This is a genomic window from Streptomyces sp. NPDC036764 (assembly GCF_055609385.1).
Window position 1 is genome coordinate 1,746,129 of the sequence record NZ_JBVJPT010000001.1, and the last position, 25,127, is coordinate 1,771,255.

Consider the following 25,127-nt stretch of genomic DNA (forward strand, 5'->3'; position numbering starts at 1 on the left):
GAGCTAAACCCAGGTGAAGCGAACTGCGATTGTTCCGAAGTCATGCCTCTGCGAAGGTCTCCGCAATCGCCGAGCGGTTCACCGGCCCGCAATGCGCCCGTAACCGCTGCCTCGGCCCTTTTCCCTACCTCCGTTGACCCAGGAAGAGCCTCAGACGTGCACATTCCCGCGACCCTGGTGCGTGGCGGCACAAGCAAGTGCTGGCTGTTCAACCAGGTCGAAGTCCCGACCGACCGTGGCGACCTCGAAAGGCTGCTGGTCGCCGCGTACGGCGCCACCGATCCCGTGGAGCTGGACGGTGTGGGCGGGGCGACCCCCACCACCTCGAAAGCGGCCGTGGTCAGCGCCTCACCCGAGCCCGGCGTCGACGTCGACTACCTGTTCGCCCAAGTCGGCATCGGGACGGGCTCGGTGGAGTGGACGAGCAACTGCGGCAACTGCGCCACCGGCGTCGCCCTGTACGCGGTGACCAAAGGAATGGTTCCGGTCACCGGCGACCGGACGCGCGTGGTGATGCGCAACACCAATACCGGCGCGGTCCTTGAAGGGATCGTCGACACCCACGGAGGCGTGGTGCAGCACTTCGGCCGCCAGACGGTACCCGGCACCCGTGCCGGCGGGGTCGCGGTCGGCCTCACCTTCCGCGACCCCGCCGGTACCACTGCCTTACTGCTCCCCACCGGCCAGGCCGCCCAGGACCTGCGGGTCGGCGGCGCCGAGCCGGTACGCGTGAGCATGGTGACCGCGGGAGCGCCGGTCGTCCTTGTCGATGCCGCCAGCGCCGGGCGTACCGGTGCCGAGTCGCTGGAGCGGATGACCGCGGACGTTCCCTGGCTGCGCACCGTCCGTCATACCGCCGCACCCCTGATGGGGCTGCTCCGGCCGGGCGAGGAATCGGGCGACGCGGTGCCCAAGGTGGGCCTGGTCGGCCCGCCGGTGCCGTACACCACCACCCTCGGTGAACCGGTCGCTGCCGAGGACTACGACGTGTCGGTGCGCATGCTCAGCATGAACGCCCCGCACCCCGCGATCGGCCTGACCTCTGCCGTCGCCGTCGCGGCGGCCGGGCTGCTGGAGGGGTCCGTGGTCTCCCGGGCCACGGGCGGCCCGACCGACGAGTGGTTGCGGCTCGGCACGCCCGCCGGAGTCGTCGCGGTCCGCTGCACCGATGTGAGGGACGGCCTGCCGCACCGGGTCACCGTGCAGCGCGCGGCCCGTCTCCTCGCCGACGCCCGAATCTACGTACCGGAAGCAGGCAGCCCGCAAGCCGCCTGAGCCGCGACGAACATCACCTCGGTCAGGCCGGCTCGCAGCCGTCCACACCGGGATACTCTCGCGCCCTCGGGGCGCGCCACCCCGTCCCCACCGCACCAAGGACAATGATGTCTGCTGAAGTGATCTCCATAGGCGCCCTGCTGGTGATGTTCGTGGTCGGCACCGTGCTGCCGATCAACCTGGGCATCCTCGCCTTCGTCGCCACCTTCGCCGTCGGGACCGCCTCGCTCGGCCTCACCGAGGACGAGATCTTCGAGGGGTTTCCGGCCAAGCTCTTCGTCACCATCGTCGGAGTCACCTACCTGTTCTCCGTCGCCCGCCGCAACGGCACCATCGACTGGCTCGTCGCGGCCGGGGTAAGGCTGGTACGCGGCAAGGTCGAGCTCATCCCCTGGGTGCTGTTCCTGGTGGCCGCCCTGCTGACGGCGTTCGGTACGTTCACCCCGGCCGCGGTCGCGATCCTCGCGCCGATCGGCATGAACTTCGCCTACCGTTACAAGCTCAACCCGCTGGTCGTCGGCATGATGGTGATCAGCGGCGGGCACGCGGGGGCGTTCTCCCCGCTGGCCGTCTCCGGTGCGCTGGTGCTCGGCCTCGTCGACAAGACCGATCTGCATGTCTCCGCCGTGGCGCTGTTCAGCGCCAGCTTCGTGATCAACCTGGTGCTCTCGATCCTCACCTACGCCCTGCTCGCCAAGCGTCCTGCTCCGCTGGTCGAGGGGGCCGCGGAGGCAGCCGACGACGAGGACCTCGCCGTCCCCGGCAGGCCCGATTGGCGGCAGTGGCTCACCCTCGCCTGTCTGGTGGCCCTCGTCGTCGGCGCGCTCGGCTTCCACCTGGAGATCGGCTTCCTTGCGCTGGCTGCCGGCGCCCTGCTGGCCCTGGTGGACATGAAGCGGCAAGAGAAGGCCGTGGACGGTGTCAGCTGGTCCACCCTGCTTCTGGTCGCGGGCATGATGACGTACATCGCGATGCTGGAGAAGGCCGGCATCATCGAGGAGATCTCCGAACACGCGGCGGGCATGGGCGCCCCGGTCGTCGTCGCCCTGCTGCTGTGCTTCACCGTGGCCATCACCTCCGCCTTCGCCTCCTCCACCGCGATTCTCACAGCGATCATCCCCATCGCCGTACCGCTGCTGCTCTCCAGCCACCTCAGCGCCGTCGGACTGATCGCCGCGCTCGCCGTCTCCACTACGATCGTCGACACCTCCCCCTTCTCGACCAACGGAGCACTCGTCCTCAGCAACGCCCGTGGGGTGGACGCGCGCCGCTTCTACCGCCAGGTCATCGGCTACACCGGCGGAATCGTTGCCCTCGGCCCCGTCGTCGCCTGGGGCGCCCTGGTCCTGCCCTGGTCATAGCGCAAAGACCGACGAAGGACAGCGGAGGGCGCCGAGCTGGACGACGCACGGCGCCTTCCCTGCTGATCTGGGTGCAGGACCAGGGGGGCGACGCCGCGCGCCGCTCCCTTCAGCTAGCACTCCGCTCGAGGGCCGCCCTCGACCAGGTAGGCCCGATCACTTCCACTCGAGCGGAGGAATAGCGGCGCAGGACGTCGAAGGCCTGGTCCTCGGTGAGGTGGCGGGCGCCCATGAGGATGCCCATGGCCTCGCCGATGGTGTGGCGGGTGGCGATGGCTTGTTCCATCTGGGCGTGGGAGCGGGCGCTGGAGAAGGCGATGGCGTCGTGGAAGGCCGCGTCACGGATCTGAAGTCGATCAAGAGACAGATGGCGGGACGTGCCGGCTTCCAGTTGCTCAGGAAGCGCGTCCTGCTCGTCGCCGCCAGTCGTCGAACACCGAGAGTGTCGTAGTCCTGGCGGAGGTGGCGCGCGAAGTTTCTGATCACAGGCTGGGCGGCCTCCGAAGCCACCGTGTCGATCCATGCGGGCAGCAGCCGTGCCCCGTCCAGCTTGTCCATGATCTGTGCGAAGTCTCGGACGCGCTGGGCGGTGTCGTTCAACTCCTGGCAGCAGTCGCTTAGTTGCTTGAGTTGCTGGCTCTCTTCGCTGGTGAGCGCGTCGGGGTGGCGGGTGAGCCACGTGGCGACCTCGCGACCGCCATGGGTGTCACCGCGGTGACTTGATGGCGGGTCGTTTGAGCGCCACGGTTCGAGTCGGCGCGGGACGGTGCGTGCACCGCCCTGGTAGCCCAGCCTGAGGAGTTCGCGATGGAGGCGGCCGATGTCGGCGCAGCCCTCCTGCCACCGCTGGTTGAGGTAGCCCGCGTACGGGGCGAGACGACGTGGGCCGCGTACAACTGCGCGGATCATCTGGTCGGCGATGGCGGCGTGGGCATAGCGCCGCACGGTCTTGCGGTCCAGGTCAAGCCGGTCGGCGATACGGCTGATGCCGACGCCCTTGCCGTAGAGCTCGTGCACCGCGGTGTGCCGGCGCCGCGTGCTCGCCGTACGGACGCCTTCGACCAGCCACGATGCGCCGGCAGACGATTCAGCCGGATCGGCGCTGGCCTCGCCCTCGCCCCAGGTGTTGTGGTCCTCGGCCTTGGTGAGGCAGGAGCGGTGGGTGACGACGGCCTTCTCGACCGCGTCGCACAGCAGCAAGGACCGTACGCCCTGGACGCGGAGAAGGGCACCGGGACCGCCAGGACCGCCTGAGCGCTCCGCTGGGCGTGCGGCGACGGGCCGTCTTCCGGCTGCGGCGCCGTCATGGCTGGTCGCTCCCCCACTCTCGGCTTCGCTCGAGCGGGAGGGACCCCCATCGCGGCGGAGCCGCATATCGGCACCGCCCCGCGCCCCTTGAGGGAGCTGTCGAACCGCAGTGGACTTCACCAGGTCCGCTTGGAGTCGCCGTGCCCGCGCACGGCACGGCGACCGGCCGATCACGTGCGGTCGTGGAGCGTGACCTGGTAGCCGTCGGGGTCGGCGAAGGTGAAGGTCCGGCCGAAGGGGCCGTCGATCGGTGCGGAGACGATGGTGTGACCGTCGGCGACGAGCGCGTCGTGGATGGCCTGGACGTCGGTGGCGTGGAGCCAGATCGCGGCACCGATGCCGGGCTGAGCGACGGATGCGAGGTCGGTGCCGGGAATGACGTCGCGGAGTGCGAACGCGATCGGCTTCGTCTCGAAGACGACGGCGTGCGCAGGTCCGGCCGGCGAGCGGACGAGGCCCAGGTACTGCTCGTAGAACGCCTGCGAAGCGTCGAGGTCGCGCACTTGGAGCGAGATGAAGTCGGGGCCGGTGGCGGGCATGATGGCGCTCCTTCTGTGTGTGTCAGTTTTCTGACATGCATCAACCTATGTCAGAATGCTGACATGGGTCAAGAAGGTGTCGGCGTCGACCTGGAGACGTCACTGGGTTACCTGCTCAAAGAAGCGTCGAGCGCGCTGCGCGCGGCCATGGAGGAAGTGCTGCGGCCGCTCGGGATGAGCGTGACGCACTACTCCTGCCTCGAGCTGCTGGCGCAACGACCGGGCTTGTCGAACTCCGAGCTCGCGCGGGGCGCGTTCGTGACACGGCAGACGATGAACGTGCTGCTCCAGGCCCTGGAACGAGACGGCTACGTCACCAGGCCTGCGGAGGCACCCGTCGGGAAGGTGCTTCCCACGCGGCTGACGCCCAGCGGCCGACGAAGCCTCGAGAAGGCGAGCGCAGCCGTCCGGTCCGTCGAGGCCAGAATGCTGGCTGGCCTGACCGAGACCGAGCAGTCAGAGGCGTTCCGGCTCCTGCAGAGCATGATCCGTTCCCTGCGAGCCTGAAATCCGAACCGCTCAGTGCGCGTCCGGCTTCCGCTCGTGAGGAATTTGCTCCCCTGCCTCGATCGCGATCGGGAGGCGGTTCTCGGCGGGCGGCAGGGGGCAGGTCGCGAAGTCGGTGTAGGCGCAGGGCAGGTTGGTCGCGCGGTTGAAGTCGAGCACGACCCTGCCGTCGGGGCCAGGTGCGTCGATGTGCAGGGAGCGGTTGGCCGCATACGTGGTCACGCCGGAGGTCGCGTCGGTGAACAACACCAGGAGACTGCCCGGCGTGTGCCCGTCGAACGCGGTCAGGCTCAGCGCCCGGCCGTCGATCTGGAAACGGATCTCCCCTGGCGCGTCGTAGACGTGCTGAAGTCCTTCGGCCGCGGCACCCACGGTGGTCGGTCGCGGCTCCGGGAACGGCGTGTACGTACCAGTGATCACCCAGCGCGGGTGCGGTGCGTACGCCGGTGTTCCGGTGAACGCAGTGCGCAGCCGATGGTGCGGATGCCGCGGCCGGATCACGTTCTGGCCGCCCCGCTTGGCGACTTCGATCACCGCGTCCCCCCACACTGCGTTGACGCCGCCGCGTTCCGGGATGACGCCGAAGCCGTGCCGGCCGCGCACGGCCGTACCGTCGACGACGAGCTCCTCTCCCTCGCCGAGCACGACGGTGACGCCGTCGACGCCCGTCGACCAGGTGCCAGGCGCGTCGGGGAAGCGCTGGGGGTCGGCGGCCAGCCAGTGGAGGCCGGTGACGGCGAGGAATCCGTGCTCATGGGCGAGGGAGGCGTCCTTGTGCTGGTGCCATGCCTCCCATTCGGCGGCGAAGGCGTCGATGCCGGTGGGTGAGTCCTGGACGGTCATGTCTACTCCTGCTGATGTCGGTACTGCTGGCAAAGGGTGTCCGGCGGTGACGGAGTCGATGGGCTCGCTCATGGCGCTCCCTTGTGGCAATGCGGCGATGCCGGAATGCGGAGCGAGGAAGGCGGAAGAACCGCAGGCCGAGAGCACGCGCCCGGACAGGGGCAGCGGTCAGCGCGATGTGGTGGGAGAGGGCTGGTCGGACGCCGGAGGACGCGGTCAGCTCACGGCGGAACAACCCGTGGTGGTGACACGCACGTAGTCGACGTGGCGGCGGGTCACGAGCACGGTCATGGAGTCAGGTAACCACACGGTGGCAGGGGCGCACCAGCTCGACCGGGATGTCTCATCGACCAGGGGCGCGGTGGACTCCCGTTGTCGGGGTGTGCTTTGATCCGGCCATGGAAACCACTGGCCAGGTGCACACGGTGCTGCTCGACCCGTTCTGGGTGAGCCGCCGCGCCGACCAGTTCGACGAGGTCTGTTGCTGATCGCCGTTCCACGGCCCGCGACTCCGACTCTTCATCTCCGCCCCACCCCGTTCTCGGCGCACCCTTCGGGCAACTGACCTATCCGGCAGCCCCGTTGACGTGTGCAGCCCTGGCCGGTCGGCTGCCCTCACGAAGGAACCACCCCATGGCCCAGCCCACTGCCCTGCCCGTCATCGACATCTCCCGCTTCCGTGCCCCGGACACGGACCGCGAGGCCTTCCTCGCCGAGCTCCGTTCCGCGGCCCACGAGGTGGGCTTCTTCTACGTCACCGGGCACGGCGTCCCCGCATCGGTGCAGGACGAGATCCTCAGCGCGGCCCGCACCTTCTTCGCCTTGCCGGAGGAGCAGCGCCTGGAGATCGAGAACGTCAACTCGCCCCAGTTCCGCGGGTATACGCGTACCGGGACCGAGCACACGCTGGGCAGCGCCGACTGGCGCGAGCAGATCGACATCGGCCCGGAACGCGCGGCGCTCGACACGGGCCCGGAAGACCCCGACTACCTGCGCCTGATCGGCCCGAACCAATGGCCGACCGCGCTCCCGGAGCTGAGGGACGTGGTCCTGCGCTGGCAGGCGGAGGCGCTCCGTGTGAGCCGCGAGGTCCTGCGAGCCCTGGCGGCCGCGCTCGGCCAGGACGAGGGCTACTTCGACCAGTGGTTCGACGAGGAGGCGGCCGTATATGTGAAGATCGTCCACTACCCGCCACGCGCCGCCCGGCACGCCGACCAGGGAGTGGGCGCACACAAGGACTACGGCTACCTCGCCCTCCTGCAGCAGGACGAGGTCGGCGGGCTTCAGGTGCAGGGCGAGGACGGCGAGTGGATAGACGCCCCGCCCGTGCCCGGCGCCTTCGTGTTCAACATCGGCGAGATGCTGGAGATCGCCACCCAGGGCTATCTCAAGGCCACGCAACACCGGGTCGTCAGCCCGCAGTCGGGCGTCGACCGCTACTCCGTCCCGTTCTTCCTGGGCCCCCGCTTCGATGCCGTCGTCGAGCCGCTGCACCTGCCGGCGGAACTGGCCGCTCGCAGCCGCGGAGTCACCGACGATCCGGACAACCCCCTCCTGGCGGCCTACGGGGAGAACGCCGTGGTGGGCTGGCTCCGCTCGCACCCACGGGTGGCCGAACGCTGGTGGGCGGACGTCCTGGCCAAGCAGGGCGCCGCCCGGTGACGACCTCGCCGGCATCGGTGCCGTACGCAGCCTCCTCACCCGTCCCGCCTCCGGATCCGGCAGGTGAGACCGGCCCTTCCCGGGGGTATGTGATCACGGGTATGGATCTTCCAGTGGCGTGCAGAGAGTTGAGCCAGGGGGCCGGTCGAGGCCGCCCCCGGCATCGCCGCGCAGGTGATGTCCCCGTACGCCGCGACGCGCCGACTCGACGCGGTGCGCGATGAGTGTCGTCGGCTCGTTCCCGCTCGGTGCAGCGACCACGCTCGCCGAGCTCGCCGAGGATCCGCATCCGCGGTTGGCGCTGCTCCGTGCCCATGAGCCAGTGTCCTGGTTGCCCGAGCTGGGCGGCTGGCTGGTGACCCGTCGCGACCTCGCGCTCAGTGTGATGCGGGACGCCGACACCTTCACCGTCGACGATCCCCGGTTCTCCACCGCACAGGTCGTCGGGCCGAGCATGCTGTCCCTTGACGGCGACCAGCACGCTCGGCACCGCCGCCCCTTCAACGCCCCCTTCCGGCCCCGGGAGGTGCGTGACGGGTTCGCCTCGTTCATCGCGCGGGAGTCCGACCGCCTCATCGCCGCACTGGAGCCGGCGGGCACCGGCGAACTACGCAGTGCCTACGCCGGCCCGCTCTCCGTCGCCGTCGTGACCGAGGCACTGGGACTGGTGGGCGTCGATACGGTCACCGTGCTGTCCTGGTACGACTCCATCGTGCGCTCGGTCTCGGACATCACCGCCGGTCATGCGGCGGGTCCCGACGGTGCCGCGGCGTACGCGCAACTACGGGCGGCCGTGGAAGCCACGGTGGCCGACGGGGAAGCCACCGTCGCCGACGGGGAAGCTCCCTCGCTCCTCGTCACCGCTGCCGGGCAGCTTGATCTGCCCGAGGTGGTGTCCAATGCCGCGGTCCTGATGTTCGGAGGCATCGAGACCACCGAGGCGATGATCACCAACGCGCTGCTGCATCTGCTGCGCTCCCCGGACCAGCTTGCCCTGGTCCGGGGCGACGCCGATCTGCTGGACGGTGCCATCGAGGAGTCGCTGCGTCTCGAACCCGGCGCGGTGCTCGTGGACCGCTACGCCACCCGGGACACGGTCCTCGGCCCGGCCACGATCCGCCGGGGCGACGCGGTCACGGTCTCCCTGGCGGGCGCCAACCGTGATCCGGCCGTCTTCCCCGACCCCGATCGCTTCGATGTCCGCCGCGAGAACGCGCGGCTCCAACTGGCGTTCGCGCACGGTCCGCACCACTGCATCGCCGCGCACCTCGCCCGCCTGGAGGCCCGCATCGCCCTCCAGCACCTGCTCGAACGACTCCCTGCCCTGCGCCTCGACCCGGACCTCCCCACAACTCCGTACGGTCTGGTCTTCCGCAAGCCGCCCGCCCTGCATGCGCTGTGGGACAGCCCTGCCTGACCGCGCGGTCCGTGGTCCGTCCAGGCTTTCCTGATCAACGGCCGATCGAGTTGAGGGCGTCGAGCAGACGGGGGCTTGCGGGCGAGCCCTCGTCCGGCAGGCCCGCAGTTCGGTGGAGGTCGCCGTCGATGAGCTCGTAGTGTCCGATGGCTCGCAGGGGCGGTGAGTAGACGTGGATGGTGACGGCGCCCGCGTCGTGGTCCATCCGGTGGACGCCCGAGCCGGGGAAGGAGAACGACTCGCCCGGCCCGTACCGCCGGGCGCGGCGCGGACCGCCCACCGGCAACCCCTCCTGCCAGGCGGTGCCTTCGATCACGTGCACGCCGACACAGGATCCCTGGTGGTCGTGGTAGCCGGTGTCGCGCGATTCCCACCAGGTGTTGAGCCACGCTTCGGAAGTCTCGTTCCGCCACAGCAGGAGGTACGAGCCGGGGCCGGAGCGGTCGAGCGCGGTGGTGTCGACGAAGGCCGCCGCGCGGCGGGCCCGGTCCGCACACTCTGCGGGCAGGAACGGGCGGTCGGACACGCCGAGTTCGGCGAGGGCTGTGGTGTCGATCGCGGTCGCGTTCATGGTCATTCCTTTGTGCGGTACGTGGGCGGGTCTCTCACCGGACGGGCTTTTCAAAGTTCCTGGCTCTTTCCGGTGAGCAGTCGTCGCGGATTGGCGTCGCGGAAGGCGGACGCCGCGGCCGCGCCCAGACCGAAGCCGGGATCTCGCGGCGGCTGCGCGTAGGGCCGGTCCGAGCCCTGGACGACGGCGTCCACACCGAGGGCGCGGACGATCGCCTCGACGGCGCGCGGACCGTATGAGGACGTCTCGACGAAAACATCCGGGTCCACCCCGATGCCGCCGCCGTCGCCCCGGGCGGCGAAGCGCTCCCCGTGCAGCGGAGCGAGCCCGGCCAGCAACGCGAAGCACACGCGCAGTCTCGGATGGCGCGCGCGGCCGAAGGCCCGGAAGGCGAACCAGGCCGAGTGCATCTGCTGGACGTAGGGAACCATCGCGGGCCACCAACCGGGTCCCTCGGAGTGGCCGGCGGCCGGCCCCGGGTGGACGAACAGGGGGAGGTCGCGCTCTTCGAGCAGATCGAGCAGCGGGGCGCACCGCGCGTAACCGGCCGCGTCCGCAAGGGCGTTCGCCGGGAGCTGGAGGCCGACGAACCCCCGGTCGAGGTCCTCGGCCGTCGCCTTCGCGTCGATGTCCCGTACGCAGGCGGCGGCCCAGGCGCCGAACGGCTCGGGGAGCGAGGCCGCGCCCTCGTGGTAGGCGTCGAGCAGGGGGCGTGCCTCCGCCGAGGGCAGCCATTCCACGCCGATCGGGGCGGACAGCGAGACGAGTGCCCGGCCGAGGCCGTCGGCGGCGGCGAGCTCTGCGCGCCGTGTCACGTCGTGGTCGGCGGGCGGGATCTCGTAGGGCGGCTCACCGTCCAGAAACAGCGTCCAGCCCTCCAGGAACGGCGGTTCACCGCGGGACCGCAGGGCCGCCACCAGTGACGGACTCCAAAGATGCTGGTGCACGTCGACGTTCGTCATGACAGTCCTCCCACCTCGGACGCTTCTCCCACCACTGCGCGCAGTGCACTGCGGACGTCGTCGGAACCCAGGACGTCGTGGTGCACCGCCTCCACGTCCACCCCGCAGGGCCGGTCGTCGTCCAGACGGGGCACGATCGCCCGGATCGCCCGGTGCAGCAACCGAGGTCCCCGTCCCAGGGCGGACGGTGCGGCCAGGTCCACGGCCTGGGCGGCGACGACGGCCTCCACGGCGAGCAACTGCCGTAGCCGCACGAGGATCGTGGCCAGCCGCCGTGCCCCGAGCGCCGCGTTGGTCGAGTCGTCCTCGACGGCGTCGGCGCCATGACGGGGGTCGGTGCACACCGGTACGGACAGCATGCGGATCTCGGCGGCGAGTGCCTGCGCCGTCTTCGTCAGAGGTGCGAAGCCCGAGCGCTCCGGACCGTACGCCGACAGATTGGCGGGCAGTCCGCTGACGCCGGGGGCGAGCAGCCGGCGCATGCGCTCGGCGGAGAGTGACGCGGTCTGCGTCAGCGCCAGCGCGAGGGTGTCGAAGGCGAGGGCCAGGGCAGGGGTGTGGAAGTTGCCGGAGGAGAGGATCTCGCCGGTGTCGGCCAGCACCACAGGATTGTCGCCGCAGCCGTTCAGCTCCGGTCGGAGCGCTGCGTCGGCGAAGTCCAGCGCGCTGTGCAGGGCCCCGTGCACCTGGGCCGCACAGCGCAGGCTGATGGGATCCTGGACCCGGCGCGCGTGCCGGGGGTCGCCCAGCACACCGCCGTCCAGCAGGGCGAGCAGTTCGCTCGCCGCGCGGGACTGGCCCGGGGCGGGGCGCAGGCTCAGTACCCGGGCGTCGAGCGGGCTCGTGTTCGCCCGGAAGCCCTCGTAGGTCAGAGCCGTGACCGCCTGGGCCAGCGTGAGGACGGCAGCCGCTTCGTGCAGGGCGAGGGCACCCGGCCCGGCTGCCAGCGGGCTCGCGCTGCACAGCACATGGCCGTCCTTCGGACCGAGTTCGGCCGGGGCGAGACCGGCCTGCCGCAGTGCCGTGCCGCCATCGAGCACCCGACCGGCGAACTCGGCGCTGCCCTCACCGATGACGACCAGGCCGACATGGGCCATCTGGCACAGATCGGAGGCGCCGATCGACCCCACCTCGGGGATCACGGGATGCACCCGCGCGTTGAGCATGTCCACGAGCAGCCGCGGGATCTTTGGCCGGACCCCGCTGCCGCCGCCCGCGATGCCGTTGACGCGGGCGAGGACGGCGGCGCGTACGAGGGGGACCGGTAGCGGATCACCGACGGCGTTGGCCCTTCCCCGGACGGTACGGACGCTGAACTCCTCCAGTTCTTCGCGCGGCAGTGCGTAGGACGCCCGGGTGCCCAGCCCCGTCGTCAGCCCGTACGTCGGCACCTGACGGTCGACGACGTCGTCGACGACGGCCCGGTCGCGGGTGAGCCGGGGGAGTACCTCGTCCGCCAGGACGACCTCGGCTCCGTGGTGGGCGACGGCGGCGACATCGCCGTAGGACAGCGTTCGCCCGTCGACGACGACCATGGTCACGAGAACCGCAACTTCTGTCCGAGGCCGCGCTCTTCGGCCTTCCTCAGCATGGCCGCACCCAGCGCGATGTCGGAGAGGGAGAGCCCGCGGTGCCAGAACAGGTTCGTCTCGTCGGCGCTTTCCCGGCCGGGCTTGCGGCCGGCGACGATCTCGCCCAACTCGGCGTGCAGATTGCCCTCGTCGAGTCTGCCGCTGTCGACATGTGCGCGCAGCGCGCCGAACGGCCCCGCGTGCGCCTGGCCCCAGTCGTCGACGACGATCTTGTCCATGACGTCCGTGAGGGAGAGTTCTACGGCGCTGTTCGTTCCGTAGGGCACGACCAGGGCGCCTGGGGCGATCCACTCGGTCCTCAGCAGCGGCTCCGGGCGCTCCAGCCGGGACGCCTCCACCACGATGTCCGCGCCTTCCACGCAGGTCTTCCAGTCCTCGGTCACGACGACGGGCTTGCCGAGCTCCCGCTGAAGTCGCTCGGCGAAGGCTTCACGACTCTCGGGGCGGCGCGAGTGGACGCGGATCTCGGCGAGGTCGAAGATCCGGTCGAGCAGGCGGACGTTCCAGTACGACGTGGCGCGGGCGCCGACGTGCCCCAGCACCTTGGCGTCCGGGCGGGCCAGATGACGTGCCCCGAGCGCGGTGAGGGCGCCGGTGCGCATCTCGGTGATGGCGGTGGCGTCGAGGACGGCCACCGGCATCCCGGTGCGCGGGTCGAAGAGGTTGAGCAGCGCCATCTCCGAGGGCAGGCCCTGCTGGTAGTTGCCAACGTAGTCGCCCACGATCTTGACCCCGGCCAGCGAGAGCGGAGCTATGTAGCCGCGCAGGACGTTGAAGTGGCCGTTGAACGCGGGATCGGGCACGAGGTGGACGCGCGGTTCGATGACCGTCTCCCCGAGGCCCTGGGCGCGCAGCCCGTCCTCGACGGCGTCGAGTATCTCGTCGTCGGTCAGCTCGAGCTGTGCGATGTCCGAGCCGTTCAGGAAGGTGAACCAGACCGGTTCCATGGAGCTTCTCCTTGCGTTTGCGCAGGCCAATTGTGAGTGGAACATCAGTTGTGGAACCTGGGCATTTCAGGCGCTCCTGGCCTGATTTCGTAGGAACGTAACGCGGCGTTCACAGTCGGCCATTGACTGCCATTCACTCACTCGAAAATCTGCATATGCATATGCAGTCAGGTGAGGGGCAGCCTTGATCAGATTCGACGCGGTGAGCAAGAACTATCCGAACGGCACCACTGCCGTGGACGACCTCTCCCTGGAGTTGGCCGAGGGCGGCATCACGGTCCTGGTCGGCCCCTCCGGCTGCGGCAAGACCACGACCCTGCGCATGATCAACCGCATGGTGGAGCCGACGGCCGGGACGGTGAGCCTGCGCGGCCGGGACATCCGGGAGGTCAACGCCCCTGAGCTGCGCCGCGGCATCGGGTACGTGATCCAGCACGCCGGGCTGTTCCCGCACCGGACCATCCTGGACAACATCGCGACCGTGCCGCTGCTGCTCGGCTGGAGCCGCAAGAAGGCACGGGCGCGGGCGGCGGAGCTGCTGGAACTGGTGGGCCTGCCGGCCGGGATGGCGGGGCGCTACCCGAGCCAGCTCTCCGGCGGGCAGCAGCAGCGCGTGGGGGTGGCCAGGGCACTGGGCGCGGACCCGCCGGTGCTGCTGATGGACGAGCCGTTCAGCGCGGTCGACCCGATCGTGCGGGCGGAATTGCAGGCGGAGTTCATACGGCTGCAAAAGGAGCTGCACAAGACGATCGTGTTCGTCACCCATGACATCGACGAGGCGATCAAACTCGGCGACAACATAGCGGTGTTCCGTACCGGCGGCAGGCTCGCCCAGTTCGACACCCCTGAACGGTTGCTCGCGCGGCCCGCCGACGAATTCGTGGCCGGATTCGTCGGGCAGGACCGCGGCATTCGCCGGCTGTCCTTCGTCAATGCGGCCGAAGTGCCGCTGCGCGACGGTGCGGTGCTGCCGGCGACCGCTCCCGTGGCACGGGCCAGGGCGGCGGACGAGCCGTGGGTGCTGGTCGTCGACGACGAAGGGCGACCGCTCGGCTGGGCCGAGGTCGCGAAGCTGCCGGAGAGCGGCACCCTCGCCGAGGCGCCTCTCACTCAGCTCGGCCACACCTTCAGCCTCGTCGGCGACTCGGCGCGGGCCGCCCTCGACTCGGCGCTCCTGTCGCCGTCCCGGCTCGCGGTGGGCGTGGACGCGGACGGCGCGGTCGTCGGAGTCGCGGACGCGCACGAACTGTCCGCGGTCGCAGGCGCGGCCGAGGTGCCGCAGGCGGCGATCGGGGAGCAGTCGAGGCTCGCGAAGACCGGGGACGCGAAGGCCGGGCACGCTGCGGACGCCGCCGGTCCGGGCGGTGGTGAGCGATGAGCGACGGCGAACCGCTGGTCCGGTGGGACTGGATCGGCGACCACATCGGCGAGCTGGCCGACTACACCGCGATCCACCTGCGACTCGGCCTGCTGCCGGTGCTGTTCGGGCTGATCATCTCGGTGCCCCTCGGCATCCTCTGCCACCGCTTTCGATGGCTGTACACGCCGGTGCTGACCGTGGCCAACATCCTGTACTCGATCCCGTCACTTGCCCTGTTCATGATCTTCGTCAAGTACACCGGGCTGACGGAACAGACCGTGATGATCCCGCTGACGCTCTACACGCTGTCGGTCCTGGTGCCCAACGTCGTGGACGGTCTTGCCTCGGTCCCCGAACCGGTCCGGCAGGCGGCCACCGCACTGGGCTTCGCCCCGGTACGCCGGGTCGTGCAGATCGAACTGCCCATCGCCGTACCCGTCGTCATCGCCGGCGTACGCGTCGCCGCGGTCTCCTCCATCAGCCTCGTAGCCGTGGGACAGCTCATCGGACAGGGCGGGCTCGGCTACTACATCACCCGTGGCCTCCAGCTCGACTTCCCGACCCCGATCGTCACCGCGATCGTCCTGATCATGCTGCTCGCGCTCGCCACCGACGCGCTGCTGGTCCTGGCGCAGCGGCTGCTCACGCCCTGGTCCCGGAGCAAGGTGACGGCGACATGAACGATCTCCTGAACCAACTCGGGCTCGTGGGCGACTGGTTGACGTCCTCGAAGCAGTGGCACGGGGCGGAGGGAATCCCGCAGCGGCTGCTGGAGCACCTCACCTACAGCGGCCTGTCGCTGCTGTTCGCCGCCCTGATCGGGCTGACGCTCGGGCTGCTCGTCGGACACACGGGCCGCGGGGCGTTCGCCGTGGCCAGCGTCGCCAACCTCGCACGGGCGATCCCCACCTTCGGCCTGGTGGTCCTCGTCGTCACGCTCGCCGGGCTCAGCACCACCCCCGTACTGGTCGCCCTGGTGGCCCTCGCCGTCCCGCCGATCCTCATCAACACCTTCGAGGGAGTCCGGGGCGTGGACCCCGCGACCAGGGACGCCGCGCGCGGGGTCGGCATGACCGAGTGGGAGGTCCTGGTACGGGTGGAGGTGCCGATGGCTCTGCCGCTGATCCTCCTCGGACTCAGGGTCGCCGCGATCCAGGTCGTGGCCACCGCGACCGTCGCCGCCTATCCGGGTCTTGGCGGCCTGGGCCGCTTCATCGTCGACGGGCTCTCCCGCAACGACTACGAGCTGGTCATCGGCGGCTCCACTGTCGTGGTCGCCCTGGCGCTCGTCGTCCAGATCCTGTTCACCGCGCTGCGGCGCGTCATCGTCTCGCCGGGCCTGCGGGTCTCGGCGGCCAAGTCCTGACCCTGCCGTTCCGCACTTGTCGTTCTGAGTTCGTCCGAGCCCCCGGGCTCCGAGAAAGGAAACACCCATGACAGGCATCCACCGCGGCGCCGCCTTCGCCCTGATCGCCGCCCTGTCGCTGACCGCCTGCGGCGGCTCCGGCGACAGCGACGACAACCCGCTGACGGGCAGCGGCGGTGACAGCGGCGACGGCAAGGCCATCGTCGTCGGCTCGGCGAACTTCCCCGAGAACCAACTGCTCGCCGAGATCTACGCCGAGGCCCTGGAGGCCAAGGGCCTGAAGGTGACCCGGAAGTTCGACATCGGGGCCCGTGAGGTCTACTACGACCAGGTGGTCAAGGGCGGCATCCAGGTCTTCCCGGAGTACAACGGCGCCCTGCTGGCGACGGCGGTCGACAAGGCCAGCACCGCGACCGGCACGCAGGACATCAACGCCGAGCTGAAGAAGAAGCTTCCGTCGTCGGTCGAGATCCTCGACTCCGCCGAGGCCCAGGACAAGGACTCGGTCACGGTCACCGCGGAGACGGCCAAGAAGTACAACCTCAAGACCCTCGCCGACCTCAAGGCGGTCGCCGGGAAGTGGACGATCGGCGCCGGGTCGGAGTTCAAGACCCGTACGCAGGGCTGGATCGGTCTGAAGAAGATCTACGGCGTCGAGTTCGGGAAGTTCCAGCCGCTCGACGCGGGTGCCCAGAGCACCCTGCTGAAGCTGCTGAACTCGGACAAGGTGCAGGCCGCGAACATCTACACCACCGACCCCGCCATCGTCCAGGACAAGCTGGTGGTGCTGGAGGACCCGAAGAACCTGTTCTCCTCGCAGAACGTCACGCCGCTGGTCTACAAGTCCGCGGTCAACGACACGGCGAAGGCAGCGCTCAACGGCGTCTCGGCCAAGCTCACCACCGAGGACCTGCTGGAGATGATGAAGAAGCTCGTCAACGACAAGGAGGACGCGAGCGCCGTCGCCAAGGAGTGGCTGACGAAGGCCGGCCTCGCGACCTGACCGGCTCGGCTCCACCAACACCGTCCGCCCCGCACTCCTCCCCGCAACACCAGGAAGGAGTGCGGGGTACCGGTCGTCCCCGGGAAAGCCAGGAAAGGCCGCCCGGGACACAGCGTCAGGGGTTCTCCGGATCCTGACCTGACGTGGTGCCGAGGCTGAGAGCCGCCGTGGTGGGCCACCCGGCGCCCCGGTCGGCGGGCGCGCTGGGTACGCTCCATCCGTCCCGCCGCCGTCCCCGGCCCGCGCAGCTGCTGATGACGGCCGCCGGCCCGGTGCCGTGCACCCGGCCGAGGGGAGTTCCTCGACTTCGAGTGTGAGGCGTGCGGCGCGTACCACCCGGTCGTCGAGCAACTGCGCGAGGAGTACGGCGACCGCGTCACCTTCGTCGCCCGCTACTTCCCCATGCCCGGTCACCGCAACGGCGAACTCGCCGCCCGCACCGCCGAAGCGGCAGCGCGGCAGGGCGAGTTCGAGGGCATGTACAGCAAGCTCTTCACCACGCAGAAGGAGTGGGGCGAGTCGCAGGAGTCGAAGCAGGACGTCTTCCGTGACTAAGCCGCAGAACTCGGCCTGGACATGGACGAGTTCGACGCGGCGCTGGCCGATCGGAAGGTCGCCGGGCGTGTACACCAGGACCAGCGCGACGGCCTCGGCCTGGGCGTGCAGGGCACGCCGACGTTCTTCCTCGACGGAGCAAGGATCCAGAACCCCGGTTCCTACCAGGAGTTCAAGGCCCTCATCGAGGACCGGTTGGCCGGCTGATCCGCCGGGCCGCGCCCGAGGGGCGGAACCATCGCCGCCCCGCGGGTGTCGTGCCGTCAGGTCAGCATTCCCCGCCCCACACGGCGGAGTTCAAGGTGACGTTGCCGTACAGGCTGAACGAGTTCCCGGCGTCCGGCGGGTAGTGCAGACAGCCGGACGAGGTCTGGCCGGTGGACCAGGTGGCCCGCCACCAGATGTGGTCGGCGCCCGGGTACCGTACGCCGTTGTTGAAGATCGACAGGCCGTTGGCCGAGTGCATGTTGTACAGGTTGCCCGTCGACCTCCAGGTCGGGGCACCGGAGAAGGCGGTGTTGTTCCAGACGCACACGTACTCTCGGGGGCAGTCGCTCTTGGCGGCGGATGCCGATGGTGCCAGCGCCACGCCGGTGGCCGTCATGGCCAAGGTGGCGAAGGCGACGGCCGTGAGCTTTCTGGTCAGCTTCATGGCCCGGGATGCTGTCAGCGGAATCCTGGGCTCGGGAGGAAGCATTGAGACAGCCGGTGCCCGCCGTGTGTAACCGGCCACCGGTGAGGGAGTCGCCGATCGGGCTGCTGCGCGGCGTCCTCAGCGGCGCGCACAGGGCCAATCAGGGTCATGCGTCACCTGATGCGGTGAGCCGTCGCCGCTGAAGCGAACTTTGCGTACGCGACTGATTACGGTTTGTTCTCATGCCGGCCGTGTCAGCCACCCGACACCGCCGCTCCGCGTCACGGACCGGAGCGGTGCTCGCGCTGTTGCTTGTCGCGCTCCTGCATGTGCTGGCCTGCGCCCACGGCCCGACCCTCACCGGCGTGGCCCGCGCCGACACCCCGCTCGTCGCCTCCGCCGCCTGCGGGCAGACATCGCACGACCCGCATCGGGCGGACACCGGGCAGCCGGCCCCGCATCACGACAGCGACGCGCACTGCCGGGGCGGTGACGGACCGATGGTGCAGCCTCCGCGTGACGTCGCGCCGGCTCTCCCCGTGGTACACGACGCCCTGCGCGTCGGCCCCGCAATCGCCGTGGCGCTCTCCTCGCGACCCGGTCCGGCGCCTGATGCGTCCAGCGGATCGTCGGCAGGGCACGCACGGGCCCTCTTCGGCGTGTGGCGGACCTGATCGGCCCCGCTGCCGAGCCCGGCCCCTGACCCGGGCGCACCGCAGCCGATCAGCCCCGCCCTCTTCCCCGAGCATCCGGCCGGCCGCCCTTGACGGCACCGGCCGCAGGAGAAGCACGTCATGAACCACCCCAGCCGTACGCACGCCATGAGCCACCCCACCCCGGTACCCGCGCCCGCACCCGTCCCCCTCTCCCCGGCCCAGCTCCTCGCCGACGCCAAACGTCCGATGCACAACGCCGCCGGACTGGTCGGCGACACCCCCGTGTTGTGGATCGGGGAGCCCTTCACCGCCGCCGGGCGTGGCTTCTGGGCCAAGCTCGAAGGCCACAATCCCGGCGGCATCAAGGACCGCACCGCCCTCCACATGGTCCGAGCGGCCCGCGAACGCGGACGGCTGCTGCCCGGTGCCCGGATCGTGGAGTCCACCTCGGGCACGCTCGGCCTCGGCCTGGCGCTCGCCGGAGCCGCCTTCGGTCACCCCGTCACGCTCGTCACCGACCCGGGCATCGAGCCGCTGATGACCGGCCTGCTCACCGCCTACGGCGCCGAGGTCGTACGCGTCGACACGCCGTATCCCACCGGCGGTTGGCAAGAGGCCCGCCGCCGACGGGTCGAGGAGCTCCTCGCGGGCCGGCCCGATGCCTGGTGCCCCGACCAGTACAACAACCCGGACAACGTCGCCGCCTACGCCCCGCTCGCCCACGAGATCGTCGCCCAACTCGGCCGCGTCGACAGCCTCGTCGTCTCCGTGGGCACCGGCGGTCATTCCGCCGGTATCGGGTCCGTCCTGCGCGGATTCTTCCCTCACCTGCGGGTGGTCGGGGTGGACACCATCGGCTCGACGATCTTCGGGCAGCCCGCCGCGCCCCGCATCATGCGCGGACTGGGCTCCAGCATCCACCCCCGCAACGTCGCCTACGACCTCTTCGACGAGGTCCACTGGGTCGCCGCGCCCGAGGCGGTGTGGGCCGCGCGGTGCCTGGCCCGCGACCACTACGCCACCGGCGGCTGGAGCGTCGGGGCCGTGGCGCTCGTCGCCCGCTGGCTGGCCCGCACCCTGCCCCCGGAAGAGCGGATCGTCGCCGTGTTCCCCGACGGCCCGCAGCGCTATGTGGGCACCGTCTTCGACGACCTCTACTGCCGCGAGCACGGCCTCCTCGGGCATCTGCCGGCCGACGACCCGGACGAGATCGCTCACCCCGGCGAACGGATCGTCACCCGCTGGACCCGCTGCACCCACGTGACCGACCCACTCGCAACGCCACACGCCCCGGGTCTGACGGGAGCCGCCCGATGAGGTCGCTGTGGCGGCAGACCCGCTCCTTCCCGCCCGCCGTACGGCTGTTGATGGCCAATCAGTTCGCCATCAACCTCGCCTTCTACATGCTGATGCCCTACCTCGCCGCCCACCTGTCCGACGGAGTCGGCCTGGCGGCCTGGGCCGTGGGGCTCGTCCTGGGCGTACGCAACTTCTCGCAGCAGGGCATGTTCCTCATCGGCGGCACCCTCGCCGACCGTCTCGGCCACAAGATCCCGATCCTGGCGGGCTGCCTGCTGCGCACAGCGGGCTTCGCGCTGCTCGGCTGGGTCGACGATCTCGCCACCCTGATCGTGGCCTCCGCCGCCACCGGCTTCGCCGGTGCCCTGTTCAACCCGGCGGTGCGCGCCTGTCTGGCCGCCGAGGCAGGCGAACGGCGGGTGGAGGTGTTCGCCGCGTTCAACGTCCACTACCAGGCCGGCATGCTCCTCGGTCCGCTCGTCGGGCTCGCCCTGCTCGCCGTCGACTTCCGCCTCGTGTGTACGACCGCCGCGGCCGTCTTCGCCGCACTCACGGTGCTCCAGTGGCGCCGCCTGCCCGCGCGTCGGGGCCAGATCCCGGGCACCACCGCACGGCGGGAGGGCGTGCTGTCGCAATGGCGGACGGTCGCGGCCAACCGGCCCTTCCTGCTCTTCGCCGCCGCGATGATCGGCTCATACGTGCTGACGTTCCAGGTCTATCTGGCACTCCCGCTGGCGGCTGCCGACGCCCTCGGCGCGAACGCCACCGCGGTCACCAGCGGGCTGTTCGTCGTCTCGGCCGCCGTCGCCGTCGTAGGCCAGTCGCGCCTGACCGCCTGGGCCGGACAACGCCGGCGATCCGACCAGGCGCTGGTGCGCGGCCTGGCCGCGATGGGGCTGGCCTTCCTGCCGCTCGCGCTCGTCCCGAACGGCTCCCCGGCGGCATCGCTGACCGCTCTGGTCGCCGCGGTGGTCCTGCTCGCGGCGGGCTCCGCCGTGGTCTACCCGTTCGAGATGGACACCATCGTCGCCCTCTCCGGCAACCGCCTGGTCGCCACCCACTACGGCCTCTACAACACCATCTCCGGCCTGGGCATCACGCTGGGCAACCTCGGCACCGGCGCACTGTGGGACTTCGCCCGACGGCACGATGCCCTGTGGCTGACGTGGACCGCGCTGACCGCCATCGGACTCGCCTGCGCGGCGGCCGTCACCGCTCTCGCCCGCACCGGCCGGCTCAACCCCGCGCGCAAGCCGGAACCAGCCCCCGTCTGACGGGCGCGCTCACCGCGCGGGACGGTCCCCGGCGTCCGGCTGCTCCAGGTGCGAGGCGAGGACGGCGGCCTGGACGCGGCGCTGGACGCCCAGCTTGGCCAGCAGCCGCGAGATGTGGTTCTTGACGGTCTTCTCCGAGAGGTAGAGCTTCTTGCCGATCTCGCGGTTGGTCAGGCCGTCGCCGATCAGGGCGAGAATGTCCCGTTCGCGGGGCGACAGGCTCGCCAGCTCCGGCGGGACGGCGGGTGTCTCGGCCGGGTCTGCCCGCAGCGAGCGCATCAGACGGGCCGTCGTCGCGGGGTCCAGCATGGACTGGCCCGAGGCGACCGTACGGACCGCCGAGACCAGGTCGGAGCCCCTGATCTGCTTGAGGACATAGCCCGAGGCGCCGGCCATGATGGCGTCGAGCAGGGCGTCCTCGTCGTCGAACGACGTCAGCATCAGACAGGCCAGCTCCGGCATCTGGCTGCGCAGCTCACGGCAGACGGTGATGCCGTCGCCGTCCGGGAGGCGTACGTCGAGCACGGCGACGTGCGGGCGCAGGGCCGGGCCGCGGACCAGGGCGTGCTCGACGGTGTCCGCGTCGCCGACCACCGAGATGTCCGGTTCGGCGTCGAGCAGGTCGGTCAGGCCCCGGCGTACGACCTCGTGGTCGTCCAGCAGGAACACGCGGATCGGGTTCTGCTCCGTGAAGGTGCCTGGCCCTGTCATGACGACCCCTTGTACCCCGGTGGCTCACGGTCTGCGGACCGAAGGGTCACCGGCGGCGGACGACGGAGCGCAGACCACGGACTGCTTCTGATGACGATCATCGCTCGCCGGGACCTCAGGCACTAGGGCCGACCGGCCCTACCGGACCACGAGAAACGCCCCCGGCGACCCGGAGAGGCGTACTCACCGGCCCATCGCGCGGTCCCCACCTGCCCTTATCGGGGTTTCCAGGGCGAAGTCCACGTCCACCACGCCTTCGACGGCACGTACCAGGCGGGCGGCGACGGGGATCAGGGACGTGTCCCGGACGCGCCCGGCGAGGTGCACCACGCCGTCCTGCACCTCGACCCGGATCGCCGAGGCCGGCATGGGGAAGAGATGGGCGACGATCTCCCGCCGCACCTCCTCGGCGATCTCGTCGTCCCCGCGCAGGAAGACCTTGAGCAGGTCGGCCCGGCTGACGATGCCCTCCAGCATGCCCAGCTCGTCGACCACCGGCAGCCGCTTGACCTTGGCGCGGGCCATGGTCCGGGCGGCCTGGGCCAAAGTCGCGTCCGGGCGGACGGTCAGCGCCGGCGACGTCATCAGCTCCCCCGCGGTGACCGCGCCGGCCTTCGCCAGGTCGGACAGGCGGCGTAGCTGGGTGTACCGGTCCGGGTCGCTGTCGCGGAACTCCTCCTTGGGCAGCAGGTCGGCCTCGGAGACGACACCGACGACACGGCCCTCGCCCGCCAGGACGGGCAGGGCGCTGACCTTCCGGTCCTGCATCAGCCGCACGATCTCCACGAAGGTGGCCCGGCGGCCGACAGCGGCGACCGTGCGGGTCATGACGTCGCTGACGATGTTCGGGTTGCCGTGCATGACTGCTCCTCCTCGCTCGGCTCGCGTGCCGGGTCAGACGGGGCTGCCGGCGCCGTACGGGGCGTAGAGGTCCAGCAGCCGGGTCCGGGCCGAGCGCAGACGGTGGGCCAGCACGTCCCCGACCCACTGCGCGATCGGGTGACCCAGCGCCGGGTCCTCCCGGCACATCATGCGCACGCTCGTCGCGTCGAACTCGTAGGCCCGTACGGGGGTCGCCGCCTGGGCGCCCAGATGCCAGACGTGCGGGGTGAACAGCCAGGACCAGCCGACGAGTTCGTTGTGCCGCAGGCTCTCGATGACGGCCGCCCGGCGGCCCGGTACGCGCATGTCGAGTTCGACGGTGCCCGTGCGAATGATCCAGAACCGGTCGGCCCTGCCGCCCTCCTCGAACAGGCGCGCCCCTTCCGGGAAGGACACTTCGCGGGCCATGTGCATGAGCCGTTGCCGCTGTTCGGCAGGCAATGCGCGCAGCATGCTGGGCGTGGGTGTGGTGATCATGGCGTGCCTCCCGACGGGTGCAGGGACTTCCACTGCCAGCGTCCGCCCGGCGGCCACGGCCGGCCATGGGCCACCCGGCCCCTCGCATCGGGCCACCCGGCTCCTGCCCCGCCTAGAGGTCGCCGGACCACTCCCGGTACGCGGCAACCGCGGTCGGCAGGGTCGGAAAGATCCGGTCCGCTCCCACCGAGTCCGCGAGGCCGTACGCCTGAAGGTCGTCCAGGAGGTCCTGCTTGACGCGGGCGAGGGCGAACACGACGCCGCGGTCGGTGAGCTCGCGGCGCAGCTCGTCGACGGCGTCCAGCGCGGTGATGTCGACCTCCACGTTGGCCTCGGTGTTGAGGACGAACCAGCGGACGCGGGCGGTCTGCCCGTCCACGGCGGCCAGGGCGCGACGGCGGAAGTCCTCGGCGTTGGCGAAGAAGAGCGGGGAGTCGTAGCGGTAGACCAGCAGGCCGGGGATGGTGCGCGCGGACGGGTAGTCGTCGACGTCGTGCATGCCGGCGACCCCGGGCACCACGCCCTGGATCGCGTCGTGCGGACGGGCGACCCGGGTCAGCAGCTCGGCCACCGACAGGCCGACCGCGACGAGGACGCCGTACAGGATGTCCAGGGCGAGCACGCCGACCAGGCAGCCGAGGGCGAGCAGGAGTTCGCGGCGGCGAAAGGACGCCAGACGGCGGAAGCCCGTGAGGTCGATCATGCGGACCGCGGCGTAGACGACGAGTGCGCCGAGCACCGCGGACGGGGTGCGGGCGAGCAAGGGGCTCAGGAAGAGCAGGACCGCGAGGACCGCCGCCCCGGCGACCAGCGAGTACCCCTGGCTGCGGGCGCCCGCAGAGGAGGCGAGCGCGGTGCGGCTGGCGCTGCTGCTGACGGGGAATCCGTGCAGGGCGCCGGCGCCGAGGTTGGCCGCGCCCAGCGCCAGGAACTCCTGGTCGGCGTCGAGCCCGGGGCCTTCGTCCGAGTCGTTCGTCCGGCCGGAGAACGCCCGCGCGGTCAGGATGAAGTCTGTGTAGCCGACCAGGAGTACGCCCAGGGCGGGCAGCACCAGACCCGGCACCTCGGTCCAGTCCGGCGCGGCGAGGCCGGGCAGGCCCGAGGGGACCTCGCCGATCACCTTGACGCCGTACCGGTCGTCGAGGTCGAAGAGCACCACGGCCAGCGTGCCCAGGACCACGGCGAGCAGCGGACCGGGCACGGCACGGACGTACTTCGCCATGAGGAAGAGCAGGACGAGGGCGGCGGCCGAGAGCAGGACGGTCGCCGCGTGGGCCTGCGTCACATCGCCCGCGAACGACCACACCTGGGGGAAGAACTTGGATCCCGTCGTCTCGACTCCGGTCAGCTTGGTTAGCTGGTCCGACATCATGATCAGAGCCACGCCCGCCATGTAGCCGATCAGTACCGGGCGGGAGAGCAGATCCGCGAGGAAGCCGAGCCGCACCGCCCGCGCGACCAGGCACAGCAGGCCGACCGTGACCGCGAGGGTGAGGGCCAGAGTGGCGTACCGGTCCGGGTCGCCGGCGGCGAGCGGGGCGACCACGGTGGCCGTCATCAGCGCGGTCGTGGACTCCGGGCCGACCGACAGCAGGCGCGAGGATCCGAACAGCGTGTACAGGGCGAGGGCGGGCAGGATCGCCCACAGTCCGGCGACCGGCGGCAACCCGGCCACGCCCGCGTACGCCATGACCTGGGGCACGAGATACGCCGCCACGGTGACGCCGGCCAGGATGTCGCCCCGCAGCCAGGAGCGCCGGTAACCGAGGAGGGTGACGACTCCCGGCACCAGGCGCCGCCACTGCGACACCTGATCGCTCTTGCCCTGCTCCATCGGCCACCCTTCTCCGTCGGGCCTCAGGATCCACCGGCGTGCCCACGGCCGCGAGAGGCGAATCGACTCCGGCCGATCATGCACCCCAACGG

Annotated in this window: 24 protein-coding genes and 2 pseudogenes; 14 read left to right on the forward strand and 12 right to left on the reverse strand. The window is 70.7% G+C overall.

All coding sequences use genetic code 11. From position 1 onward, the window contains the following. Positions 1–156: 156 nt before the first annotated feature. Positions 157–1,275 (forward strand): PrpF domain-containing protein, encoded by a 1,119-nt coding sequence (locus tag ACZ69Q_RS06875; RefSeq protein WP_471037507.1) that lies wholly within the window; start codon positions 157–159, stop codon positions 1,273–1,275. 107 nt (positions 1,276–1,382) lie between these two features. Continuing rightward, positions 1,383–2,636 carry an SLC13 family permease gene (locus tag ACZ69Q_RS06880; protein WP_471037510.1) on the forward strand — a complete coding sequence of 418 codons (1,254 nt, stop codon included), beginning with the start codon at positions 1,383–1,385 and terminating at the stop codon, positions 2,634–2,636. Positions 2,637–2,745: 109 nt separating this feature from the next. Here the strand turns inward: ACZ69Q_RS06880 and ACZ69Q_RS06885 are convergent. Then, positions 2,746–2,970 (reverse strand): annotated as a pseudogene (locus ACZ69Q_RS06885) (ANTAR domain-containing protein); the annotation flags it as partial. A gap of 473 nt (positions 2,971–3,443) precedes the next feature. Here ACZ69Q_RS06885 and ACZ69Q_RS06890 point away from each other — a divergent pair. Beyond that, a complete protein-coding gene (locus tag ACZ69Q_RS06890; RefSeq protein WP_471037513.1) occupies positions 3,444–3,890 on the forward strand; it encodes a hypothetical protein in 447 nt (148 codons plus the stop codon). 224 nt (positions 3,891–4,114) lie between these two features. On the opposite strand, the gene ACZ69Q_RS06895 is transcribed toward ACZ69Q_RS06890, so the two are convergent. Next, positions 4,115–4,483 carry a VOC family protein gene (locus ACZ69Q_RS06895; protein ID WP_471037517.1) on the reverse strand — a complete coding sequence of 123 codons (369 nt, stop codon included), beginning with the start codon at positions 4,481–4,483 and terminating at the stop codon, positions 4,115–4,117. Positions 4,484–4,546: 63 nt separating this feature from the next. Here ACZ69Q_RS06895 and ACZ69Q_RS06900 point away from each other — a divergent pair, with 63 nt between their 5' ends. Next, positions 4,547–4,990, forward strand: coding sequence for a MarR family winged helix-turn-helix transcriptional regulator (locus tag ACZ69Q_RS06900; RefSeq protein WP_471037521.1), 444 nt, complete (start codon positions 4,547–4,549; stop codon positions 4,988–4,990). Between the two features lie 12 nt (positions 4,991–5,002). On the opposite strand, the gene ACZ69Q_RS06905 is transcribed toward ACZ69Q_RS06900, so the two are convergent. Then, a complete protein-coding gene (locus ACZ69Q_RS06905; protein WP_471037524.1) occupies positions 5,003–5,833 on the reverse strand; it encodes a DUF1684 domain-containing protein in 831 nt (276 codons plus the stop codon). Positions 5,834–6,466: 633 nt separating this feature from the next. On the opposite strand from ACZ69Q_RS06905, the gene ACZ69Q_RS06910 reads away from it, so the two are divergent. Together ACZ69Q_RS06910 and ACZ69Q_RS06915 are read left to right on the forward strand one after the other, a co-directional pair. Beyond that, positions 6,467–7,495 carry an isopenicillin N synthase family dioxygenase gene (locus ACZ69Q_RS06910; RefSeq protein WP_471037528.1) on the forward strand — a complete coding sequence of 343 codons (1,029 nt, stop codon included), beginning with the start codon at positions 6,467–6,469 and terminating at the stop codon, positions 7,493–7,495. A 220-nt stretch (positions 7,496–7,715) separates the two neighbouring features. Next, positions 7,716–8,912, forward strand: coding sequence for a cytochrome P450 (locus ACZ69Q_RS06915; protein WP_471037532.1), 1,197 nt, complete (start codon positions 7,716–7,718; stop codon positions 8,910–8,912). Between the two features lie 34 nt (positions 8,913–8,946). Here ACZ69Q_RS06915 and ACZ69Q_RS06920 read toward each other — a convergent pair whose 3' ends face one another. Genes ACZ69Q_RS06920 through ACZ69Q_RS06935 form a run of 4 tightly spaced genes read right to left on the reverse strand, consistent with a single transcriptional unit; the run spans position 8,947 to position 12,984 of the window. Further along, positions 8,947–9,483 carry a cupin domain-containing protein gene (locus tag ACZ69Q_RS06920; protein ID WP_471037534.1) on the reverse strand — a complete coding sequence of 179 codons (537 nt, stop codon included), beginning with the start codon at positions 9,481–9,483 and terminating at the stop codon, positions 8,947–8,949. A gap of 50 nt (positions 9,484–9,533) precedes the next feature. Then, positions 9,534–10,445, reverse strand: a complete 912-nt coding sequence (locus tag ACZ69Q_RS06925) for an amidohydrolase family protein (protein WP_471037537.1) — start codon at positions 10,443–10,445, stop codon at positions 9,534–9,536. Continuing rightward, positions 10,442–11,980, reverse strand: a complete 1,539-nt coding sequence (locus ACZ69Q_RS06930; RefSeq protein ID WP_471040119.1) for an HAL/PAL/TAL family ammonia-lyase — start codon at positions 11,978–11,980, stop codon at positions 10,442–10,444. Before ACZ69Q_RS06930 ends, ACZ69Q_RS06925 begins: the two co-directional genes overlap by 4 nt. Before the next feature lie 2 nt (positions 11,981–11,982). Further along, on the reverse strand, positions 11,983–12,984 hold the full coding sequence (locus tag ACZ69Q_RS06935; protein WP_471037540.1) for an ornithine cyclodeaminase family protein: 1,002 nt from the start codon (positions 12,982–12,984) through the stop codon (positions 11,983–11,985). A 184-nt stretch (positions 12,985–13,168) separates the two neighbouring features. Here ACZ69Q_RS06935 and ACZ69Q_RS06940 point away from each other — a divergent pair, with 184 nt between their 5' ends. The 5 genes and pseudogenes from ACZ69Q_RS06940 to ACZ69Q_RS06960 form a co-directional block, all read left to right on the forward strand. Continuing rightward, positions 13,169–14,362: an ABC transporter ATP-binding protein gene (locus ACZ69Q_RS06940; RefSeq protein ID WP_471037543.1), complete on the forward strand. Its 1,194-nt coding sequence runs from the start codon at positions 13,169–13,171 to the stop codon at positions 14,360–14,362. Continuing rightward, positions 14,359–15,024: an ABC transporter permease gene (locus tag ACZ69Q_RS06945; protein WP_471037545.1), complete on the forward strand. Its 666-nt coding sequence runs from the start codon at positions 14,359–14,361 to the stop codon at positions 15,022–15,024. Before ACZ69Q_RS06940 ends, ACZ69Q_RS06945 begins: the two co-directional genes overlap by 4 nt. Further along, positions 15,021–15,710: an ABC transporter permease gene (locus tag ACZ69Q_RS06950; RefSeq protein WP_471037547.1), complete on the forward strand. Its 690-nt coding sequence runs from the start codon at positions 15,021–15,023 to the stop codon at positions 15,708–15,710. Before ACZ69Q_RS06945 ends, ACZ69Q_RS06950 begins: the two co-directional genes overlap by 4 nt. 67 nt (positions 15,711–15,777) lie before the next feature. After that, a complete protein-coding gene (locus ACZ69Q_RS06955; RefSeq protein WP_471037550.1) occupies positions 15,778–16,713 on the forward strand; it encodes an ABC transporter substrate-binding protein in 936 nt (311 codons plus the stop codon). A 294-nt stretch (positions 16,714–17,007) separates the two neighbouring features. After that, a pseudogene (locus ACZ69Q_RS06960) lies at positions 17,008–17,475 on the forward strand (DsbA family protein); the annotation flags it as partial. Positions 17,476–17,536: 61 nt separating this feature from the next. On the opposite strand, the gene ACZ69Q_RS06965 reads toward ACZ69Q_RS06960, so the two are convergent. After that, positions 17,537–17,920 (reverse strand): peptidase inhibitor family I36 protein, encoded by a 384-nt coding sequence (locus ACZ69Q_RS06965; protein ID WP_471037552.1) that lies wholly within the window; start codon positions 17,918–17,920, stop codon positions 17,537–17,539. 233 nt (positions 17,921–18,153) lie between these two features. Here ACZ69Q_RS06965 and ACZ69Q_RS06970 point away from each other — a divergent pair, with 233 nt between their 5' ends. From ACZ69Q_RS06970 to ACZ69Q_RS06980, 3 genes are all read left to right on the forward strand, one after another. Further along, entirely contained in the window at positions 18,154–18,576 is a 423-nt protein-coding gene (locus tag ACZ69Q_RS06970) for a hypothetical protein (protein ID WP_471037555.1), read from the forward strand. Positions 18,577–18,723: 147 nt separating this feature from the next. After that, positions 18,724–19,875 carry a PLP-dependent cysteine synthase family protein gene (locus ACZ69Q_RS06975; protein ID WP_471040121.1) on the forward strand — a complete coding sequence of 384 codons (1,152 nt, stop codon included), beginning with the start codon at positions 18,724–18,726 and terminating at the stop codon, positions 19,873–19,875. After that, positions 19,872–21,131, forward strand: coding sequence for an MFS transporter (locus ACZ69Q_RS06980; protein ID WP_471037557.1), 1,260 nt, complete (start codon positions 19,872–19,874; stop codon positions 21,129–21,131). The genes ACZ69Q_RS06975 and ACZ69Q_RS06980 overlap by 4 nt, the downstream gene beginning before the upstream one ends. Before the next feature lie 9 nt (positions 21,132–21,140). Here ACZ69Q_RS06980 and ACZ69Q_RS06985 read toward each other — a convergent pair whose 3' ends face one another. The 4 genes from ACZ69Q_RS06985 to ACZ69Q_RS07000 all read right to left on the reverse strand — a co-directional run bounded on the left by ACZ69Q_RS06985 (position 21,141) and on the right by ACZ69Q_RS07000 (position 25,035). Beyond that, positions 21,141–21,842, reverse strand: a complete 702-nt coding sequence (locus ACZ69Q_RS06985) for a response regulator (protein WP_471037559.1) — start codon at positions 21,840–21,842, stop codon at positions 21,141–21,143. Between the two features lie 183 nt (positions 21,843–22,025). Next, the gene (locus ACZ69Q_RS06990; protein WP_471037561.1) at positions 22,026–22,703 is read right to left on the reverse strand and encodes a CBS domain-containing protein; all 678 of its coding nucleotides are present in this window, start codon (positions 22,701–22,703) and stop codon (positions 22,026–22,028) included. A gap of 33 nt (positions 22,704–22,736) precedes the next feature. Beyond that, the gene (locus ACZ69Q_RS06995; protein WP_471037563.1) at positions 22,737–23,201 is read right to left on the reverse strand and encodes a cyclic nucleotide-binding domain-containing protein; all 465 of its coding nucleotides are present in this window, start codon (positions 23,199–23,201) and stop codon (positions 22,737–22,739) included. Positions 23,202–23,313: 112 nt separating this feature from the next. Beyond that, positions 23,314–25,035, reverse strand: coding sequence for a SulP family inorganic anion transporter (locus ACZ69Q_RS07000; RefSeq protein ID WP_471037565.1), 1,722 nt, complete (start codon positions 25,033–25,035; stop codon positions 23,314–23,316). Between the last annotated feature and the right edge of the window lie 92 nt (positions 25,036–25,127).